Below are 8,787 nucleotides of genomic sequence, written 5' to 3' on the forward strand. Positions count from 1 at the left end.
GGCGCCTGGACGTCGCTGGGTGGCTGGCCATCCAGCAGGAGGGTGCGCTGTTCGTCGTCGCTGAGCAGCGGCAAGGCTCCCAAGTTTTGACCAGGGTTGGCAGCGATGCCATGCAGCAGGTTGAGCCAATGATCCACCAGGCGCTGGGCGGTCGCCGGGCTGAACAGGTCGGTGGCGTAGATCAGCTTGGCCGACAGCCCCTCGGGACCTTCCACGGTGTCCAGCGTAAGGTCCAGGTGGGCACTGCGAATCTCCCACTCCAGGCCCTCCACGCTCAGGCCCGGTAGCCGGCCCAGTGACTGGCCGGCGCCGTTGCCTGCGCTCTGGTGGTTGTACATCACCTGGAACAGCGGGTTGTAGCTGAGGCTGCGCTCAGGCTGCAGGGCTTCGACCAACTGCTCGAATGGCAACTCCTGGTGCTGCTGGGCCTGCAGGGTGGTGGCGCGTACCTGTGCGAGCAGGTCGAGGAAGCTCATCTCGCCCTGCAGTTCGGCCTTGATGACCTGGGTGTTGACGAAAAAGCCGATCAGGTGCTCGGTTTCCACCCGGTTACGGTTGGCCAACGGCACGCCGATACGGATGTCCTGCTGGCCGCTGTAGCGGTACAACAGGGTATGGAACGAAGCCAGCAGCACCATGAACAGGCTGGCGCCCTGCGCCTGCGCCAGGGCCTTGAGCTGGTCGCTGAGTACACGGCTGAAGGGTACCTGCAAGCGTGCGCCCTGCAGGCTCTGCACTGCCGGGCGCGGGTAGTCGGTCGGCAGCTCCAACACCGGTTGGGTCGTACCAAGCTGGTCGCGCCAGTAGCTCAACTGGCGCTCCTGCTCACCGGCTTCCATCCAGTGACGCTGCCAGATGGCGTAGTCGGCATACTGGATCGGCAGCGCCGGCAAGTCGATGCTGCCACCACTGCTGAGCGCGGCGTACACCCGGACCAGCTCGTCTACCATGATCTGCATCGACCAACCATCGGAGACGATGTGGTGCTGGGTCAGTACCAGCACATGATCGTCAGCGGCCAGGCGCAGCAGCTTGACTCGCAGCAAGGGGCCGGTGCCGAGGTCGAACGGCCGCAGGGTTTCCGCTTGCACCGCGGCGCGAATCTGTTGGTCGCGCTGCGCGGGGTCGGCCGAGCACGCCAGCGGCTCGGCGACGATGTTCGGCGCGCTCGGCTCGGCGATCACCTGTATCGCCTGGCCATCGTGTTCGTGGAACGTGCTGCGCAGCGGCTCGTGACGGGCGATCAGGTGGGCGAAGGCACCTTCGAGCGCTGCAAGGTCCAGGGTGCCATGCAGGCGTAGCGCGCGCGCAATGGCGTAGGCGCTGCTGTGCGGTTCCAGCTGCCAGATGAACCACTGGCGCTGCTGGGCGAACGACAGCGGTACATGCTCGAAGTGGCCACGGGTGCGGGGGATGGGCAGGTTGGCCGGGGAAATGCCCTCCTGAGCCATTTTCTGCAAGTAGATCCGGCGTTTTTCCAGCGGTAGCAGGATGAAGCGCTCGGCGATCTTCAGTGCAGCTGCGTTATTGTCCATCATGCTTCATCCACCTCATCCAGCAAACTTTCCAGTCGATTCAAACGGTCCGCATCCAGTACGCCAGCGGGCGGCTCCAGGTGATCGACGAATTCATTGAGTACCGGGAACTGGAACATCAACTGCGGTGCGGCGCTGATGCCCAGCTCCAGTTGCAGGCGCGACAGCACGCCCATGACCAAAAGCGAATGGCCGCCCAGTTCGAAGAAGTTGTCGCCCAGCCCTACCCGCTCGACCTTGAGCACGTCTTGCCAGATCTGCGCGACCTGTTCCTGCAGCGGGGTCTGTGGCGCCAGGTACGCCTCGTGGGCGGCGTCCAGATCCGGGGCTGGCAGGGCCTGGCGGTCGAGCTTGCCGTTGGCGGTCAGCGGCAAGGCCGCAAGGTTGACCACATGGGCCGGGATCATGTGTTCGGGCAGGTACCGACGCAGGTAAGCCTGCACGTGCTCGCGCAGCCCGCCGGCCTCTGCCGACGCCACCACGTAGGCCACCAGTTGCTGGCCCTGCTGGGTGTCGCGGGCGACCACGGCGGCATCGAGCAACTGCGCCATCCCGCGCAGGCAGGCGGCGACTTCAGCGGGTTCGACCCGGTAACCGCGGATCTTCAGCTGATCGTCGGTACGGCCAAGGGTATGGATAGCGCCGTGGTAGACACGCACTCGGTCGCCGGTGCGGTAAAGCCGCTCGCCCTGGCGAGCCTGCGGGTCGGGGACGAAGCGTTCGGCGGTCAGCCCGGGTCGCCCCAGGTAACCGCGGGCCAGGCTTGGCCCGCCTACGTACAACTCGCCATGCACCCCTTCGGCCACTGCATTGAGCTCAGCATCCAGCAGTTGCAGGCGCACGTTGAACAGCGGGCGCCCCAACGGCACGGGCTGCTGGTGCGCAGCGGCCGGCAGTTCCATGGCAAGCACACCGATGGTGGTTTCGCTAGGGCCGTAGTGGTTGACCACCCGGCACGCTGGCGCCAGTTGCCGAACCTGGGCAATCAACTCGACACTGCTGGCTTCGCCTCCCAGCACCAGGCAGCGACGCGGCAGCACCGTGCCCGGCTCTGCCACCTTGAGCAACGATTGCAGGTGCGAAGGCACCAGCTTGATCAAGTCGATCGCTTCGCGACTCATGTAGTGCGCCATGCCCTGCGGGTCCATGGCCAGTTGCTCGTCGAGCAGGTGCAGGCTGCGGCCGCTGCACAGGGCCGCGAACAAGGTGGTGTAGCCCAGGTCGGCGGCCAGGGTGGAGGCCAGCGCCATGTGCTCCACCTCTTCCAGTGGCAGCACCGCCAGCGCCGAAACCAGGTAGTCGGCCAGCGCCCCCTGACTGACCAGCACACCTTTGGGGCGACCGGTGGAGCCTGAAGTGAAGATCACGTAGGCAGCCATGTCGGCATCACGCGGCACGGCTCTCGGTGAACTGCCCTGGGGCAACTGGGCTATCTGTTCGAAGGCAAGGCTGCGCAGGGCGGGCAAGGTGGCGTGTTCAGCCAACCATGCGGCAGGGCCCAGCAACAGACACGCCTGGCTGTCCTCAAGCATTTGCCCGGTACGCGCAGGTTGTGCCCGCATGTCCAGCGGCAGGAATGCGGCACCGGCCTTGAATGCCGCCAGCAGGCCGACCACGAAGTGCGCCGAGCGCTCGGCGGCAATCGCCACCACGGTTTCCGGGCCGACACCGTTGGCTTGCAGGTACACGGCCAGGTCGCCGGCGCGCTGGTCGAGTTCGCCGTAGCTCAGGCGCTGCGCGCCCCACACCAGCGCGACCCTGGACGGATTGGCCCGTGCCTGCGCTTCGAACCGCTGCACGACCTGAAGCGCCTGGCTGTCTGCGCGCACCTCGCCCTGGCACAGGGTGGCCAGCGAGCGACGCGACGCCTCGCTGCCCAGCTGCACCGCGCCGACCGGCTGGGCAGCGTCGGCCACCATCGCCTGCAACAGGCGGTGCCAATCGTCCAACAGGCGCTCGGCGGTGTCACTGTCGAACTGGTCGGCAGCATATACCAGGGTGGCGATCACGCCTTCAGGGGTTTCGACAGTTTCAAGGTTGAGGTCGAACTTGGCCTCCTGAACGTCGGCGGCCAAGGGTTCGATGTTCAAGCCATCGACCACCGGGACCTGCGCCTGGGTGGCCTGGGCGCGATGGTTGAACAGCACCTGGAACAACGGGGTATGGCTCAGGCTGCGCTCAGGCTGCAGGGCTTCGACCAGTTGCTCGAACGGCAGGTCCTGGTGGTCCTGGGCCTGCAAGGTGGTCTGGCGTACCTGCTCGATCAGTTGCCCGAGAGGCAGGCGGCCTTCGACATGGGCACGCATGACCAAGGTGTTGATGAACACGCCGAGCAGGCCTTCGGTTTCCTGGCGGTTACGGTTGGCCACCGGCACACCGACGCGGATATCGTCCTGGCCGCTGTAGCGGTGCAGCAGCGCCTGGAACCCGGCGAGCAAGACCATGAACACCGTCGCCTGATGGCGCTGGGCAAGCTGGCGCAGGCCTTCGCACAACGGTGCCTCCAGTCGCAGTTCACGCTGGCCGCCACGCAGGCTCGGCTGCGCCGGGCGAGCACGGTCGCCCGGCAGTTGCAGCACGGGTTGGCGCTCACCCAGTTGTGAACGCCAGTACTGCAACTGCCGCTCGCGCTCGCCACCCTCCATGCGGTGGCGCTGCCATAGGGCGTAGTCGACGTACTGGATCGGCAAGGCGGCAAAGCCTGGATCACGGCCTTGGACCTCGGCGGCGTAGCTGCGCACCAATTCATCGACCATCACCTGCATCGACCAGCCATCGGACACGATGTGGTGCTGGGTCAGCACCAGCAGGTGGTCCTGCGCGCCCAGCGGCAACAGCGCCACGCGCAGCAACGGCCCACTGACCAGGTCGAACGGCTGGCGCACCTGCTCGTCGATGAAGCGGCTGATTTGCACACTATCATCGACCTGGGCGCGGGCATGGACCTGAAGCTGCACGGGCAGCGTGGCATGCACCACCTGATGCACGCCGTCGGCGTCATGGGCGAAGGTGGTCCGCAGCGGCTCGTGGCGGGCGACCAGCGTGTCGAAACTGGCACGCAAGGCCGGGATGTTCAATGTACCGCGCAGACGCAGGGCACGCGGTAAGTGGTAGGCGGCACTGTAAGGCTGCATCTGCCAGAGGAACCACAGACGCTCCTGGGCATACGACAACGGCAACGCGCCTTCGCGCGGTGCACGGGTGATTGCGGGGCCGCCCCTGGTCTGCAAGGCGTCGAGCATGGCGGCCTGGGCTTGCAAGGTGCTGGTTTCGAAGACCTGGCGCAGGCTTGCCTCGCGGCCCAGTTCGTCACGGATGCGCGACACCAGCTGCGTGACCAGCAGCGAGTGCCCGCCAAGATCGAAAAAGTTGTCGTGCAGGCCGACCCGCTCGAGCTTGAGCAAGGTTTGCCAGATCACAGCCAACTGCTGCTCCAGCGCGGTACGCGGCGCCACATAGTCCTGTTGCGATTGGCTGGCGTCCGGTTCAGGCAGCGCCTTGCGGTCCAGTTTACCGTTTGGGGTCAGCGGCATGGCCGCCACGAACATCACTTGCGCCGGCACCATGTACGCCGGCAACTGCGCCTTGAGCTGGCCTTTGAGCTGCTCGCGAACGGTGTTTTGGGTGATGCTGTCGGCGTCGACCAATGCGGTATCGTGCACCACGACATAACCCACCAACTGATCGCCGCCGATACCAGGCTGGGCGAGCACCGCTGCCTCGCGCACCGCCTCGCAGGCCAGCAAGGCCGATTCGATCTCGCCCAGTTCGATGCGAAAACCGCGAATTTTCACTTGGTGGTCGGCACGACCGATGTACTCGTACTCACCGGCAGCACTCACCCGCGCCATGTCCCCAGTACGGTACAACCGCTCGCCCTGGTTGGAGAACGGGTTGGGCAGGAAGCGCTCGGCCGTGAGCGAGGCGCGATGCAGATAACCACGGGCCAGGCCCTGGCCACCGATCATCAACTCACCCGCCACACCCGCGGGTACCGGGCTGAAGTCGGCACCGACCACGTACAGCTGGGTGTTACCGATCGGCTGACCGAGCAGCGGCCGTGGGTGCTCGGCGTCCAGCCGGTAGCGGGCCGACCAGATGGTGGTCTCGGTCGGTCCATAGAGGTTCCATACCGGGCCGATGGCTTCGAGCATGCGCGCAGCCAACGCTGGCGACAGGGCTTCCCCCCCACACAGGCACTTGCAGCCCTGAAGCGCCTGAGTGTCGCCATGGTCGAGCAACATGCGCCAGGTCGAGGGCGTGGCCTGCAGGGCCGTCACCGACCAGCGCCGGGCAAGCGCCAATGCAGCGGCCGGGTCTTGGGCGATGTCCTGGCCGGCCAGCACCACCTGGGCGCCACGGGTCAACGGCAGGTACAGCTCCAGGCCAAAGATATCGAACGAGAAGGTCGTCAGTGACAGCATCCGGTCACCCGCCTCCAGGCCAGGTTGCTGCGCCATGCTGGCGACGAAGTTGGCCAAGGCCTGGTGACTGACCACCACGCCCTTGGGGTTGCCGGTAGAGCCGGAGGTATAGATCACGTAGGCCGCCGATTCGGCAGGCGGGAGCAGTGGCGGGTCATCCTGTGCCAGCGTTGCCTCGGGCAGTCGGTCCAGGCACAGCAACTGCGGGCCACGGCCCTCGAAGCGGGGGGCCAGGGCCTGGTGGGTCAGTAATAGGCCCATGCCGCTGGCGTCGATCATGTAGTCCAGGCGCGCCTGCGGGTAGGTCGGGTCCAGTGGAATGTAAGCCCCCCCTGCCTTGAGAATCGCCAGCAGGCCCACCACCAGGTCCAAACCGCGCTCAACCGACAGGCCTACCCTCACCTCGGGCCCCACACCCAGCGCGATCAGGCGGTGGGCCAACTGGTTGGCGCGCCGGTTGAGTGCTGCATAGCTCAGCAGGTTATCGTCGAACGCCAGCGCCGGTGCATCCGGGGTACGCACCGCCTGCGCCGCGAACAGTTGGTGTACCGTCAGTGGCGGCACGGCCAGGGCGGTAGCGTTGTTGCCATCGATCAACCGTTGCAGGTCGTGGGCATCGAACAGCGGCAAGGCATCGACCCGCGCCGAGGCGTCGGCCAGCAGTCCGTGCAGCAGGTTCTGCCAATGGCGGCCCAGGCGCTCTACCGTGGTGCGGGTGAACAGGTCGCTGGCAAACACCAGCGAGGCACCTAGGCCCTCAGGCGTTTCGACGGTTTCCAGGGTCAGGTCGAACTGGGCGGTCTGCTGGCGGGCCTCGAAGTTGCTCACCTCAAGGCCAGGCAAGCGGGTGACCGATGCCGGGTCGAGGTCCTCGCCGCGGTGGTTGTGCATGACCTGGAACAGCGGGCTGTGGCTCATGCTGCGTTGCGGCTGCAGCAGTTCGACCAGTTGTTCGAACGGCAGGTCCTGGTATTGCTGGGCCTGCTGGGTCGCTTGGCGCACCTGGGCCAGCAGCTCGGTGAACGGCCGGCTGCCATCGACCTGCGCACGCAGCACCTGGGTATTGACGAAAAAGCCGATCAGGCGCTCGACCTCGGGCCGGTTGCGCCCGGCCACCGGCACCCCGACCCGCACGTCCTGCTGGCCACTATAGCGGTACAGCAGGGCCTGGAAGGCAGCCAGCAGCAAGGTATAAAGGGTGACGCCTTCGCGCCGGGCCAGCGCCTTGAGGCCCTGGGTCAGCGCCATGGACAGCCGGAAATCCACGCGGTCGCCACGATAGCTTAGGGCCTGGGGCCGTGGGAAGTCGGTGGGCAGCTCCAGCACCGGCTGCTGACCGCCGAGTTGTCGCTGCCAATAGGCCTGCTGGCGGTCGCGTTCGCCGGCATCCATCCAGCTACGCTGCCACAGGGCGTAGTCGGCGTACTGCACCGGCAGAGGCGCTAGTACCGCCGGAGTACCCGTCACCCGGGCGCGGTACAGCGTGATCAGCTCGTCGATCATGATGCGCATCGACCAGCCATCGGAAACGATATGGTGTTGGACCAGCGACAACACATGCTGCTGGTCATCCACGCGCAGCAATTTCACCCGCAGCAGTGGCCCCTGGCGCAGGTCGAAGGGCTGCTGGCCGTGAGCCTCGACCAGTTCGGCCACACCTGCCGGGTCAACCACCGTCTGCTGCTCGACCAGGATGCGGGCGTGGGCATCGACCAACTGCACGGCCTGCCCGTCGACCTCGGTGAACCGGGTGCGCAGCGATTCGTGACGAGCGACCAGTTCGTCGAAGGCAGCCTGCAAGGCATCACCATCCAGCGCACCTTGCAGACGCAGCACCGACGACATGGTGTAGGCGCTGCCCTGCGGGTCCAACTGCCAGAGAAACCACAGACGTTCCTGCGCATAGGACAAAAGCAGTGGCTGGGAGGCATCACGCTTGAAGATCGGCGCTATGCCGAACAGATTGATCCCTTTCTTCCCAAGCATCACGGCGAGGGCTTTCCTCTCGGTCAAGGACAGCCCTTCCACCGACTCGATCAACTTTTGCACGCGCAACCCCCAAACTAGGAAATCAGACTTTCAAGCTCTTGTGCTGATAGACGTTTGAGGGCCTCCAAGGATTTAGCCAACTCGTCTTCGACGGGCTGGACGTCTGTTTGCAACTGCTTCACCTGCTCGGCGAACTGCTCGAGGCTGTCACTCTGGAACAGGACCTTGAGTGGCACGTCGAGCCCCAGCTGCTGGCGGATCTGCATCAACATCTGGGTCGCCAGCAGCGAATGGCCGCCGAGGTCGAAGAAGTTGTCGTACAGGCCGACCCGTTCGAGCTTGAGCAGGGTCTGCCAGACCTGCGCCAACTGTTCCTGCAAGGGGGTCTGCGGCGCCACATAGGCCTGTTGGCGCGGGCTGCTGTCGGGTGTCGGCAAGGCCTTGCGGTCGAGCTTGCCGTTGGGGCTCAGCGGCAGGCTGGTCAGCAGCACCAGGTACGTGGGCACCATGTAGTCAGGCAGCAGACTGCGCAGACGCGCCTTGAGCTGCTCGCCCAACTGCGGCGAATCTGGCTGGTGCGCCACCACATAGGCGGCCAGCTGCGTGTCAGCACCGCTGCCGACCGCCAGCACCGCCGCTTCGCGGACTTCGTCCTGCTCCAGCAGGCGTGCTTCGATCTCGCCCAGCTCGATCCGCAAACCGCGAATCTTCACCTGGTGGTCGATGCGCCCCCTGTACTCGATCACCCCGTCGGCGCGCTGGCGGGCCAGGTCGCCGGTGCGGTACAGGCGCTGGCCGGTGCCGAACGGGCTGGCGACGAAGCGCTCGGCGGTCAGCCC

At 65.9% G+C, this 8,787-nt stretch carries 2 protein-coding genes and 1 pseudogene; all 3 read right to left on the bottom strand.

Going from position 1 to position 8,787, the window contains the following annotated elements:
* Positions 1 to 95: 95 nt before the first annotated feature.
* Positions 96 to 1,385 (bottom strand): annotated as a pseudogene (locus tag H620_RS27955) (condensation domain-containing protein); the annotation flags it as partial.
* Between the two features lie 149 nt (positions 1,386 to 1,534).
* Positions 1,535 to 8,008 carry a non-ribosomal peptide synthetase gene (locus tag H620_RS0124640; protein ID WP_155950817.1) on the bottom strand — a complete coding sequence of 2,158 codons (6,474 nt, stop codon included), beginning with the start codon at positions 8,006 to 8,008 and terminating at the stop codon, positions 1,535 to 1,537.
* 14 nt (positions 8,009 to 8,022) lie between these two features.
* A partial coding sequence (locus tag H620_RS0124645) for a phosphopantetheine-binding protein (RefSeq protein WP_027908212.1) occupies positions 8,023 to 8,787 on the bottom strand: 765 nt, incomplete at its 5' end.

This window comes from Pseudomonas taiwanensis DSM 21245 (genome assembly GCF_000425785.1).
GTDB lineage: Bacteria > Pseudomonadota > Gammaproteobacteria > Pseudomonadales > Pseudomonadaceae > Aquipseudomonas > Aquipseudomonas taiwanensis.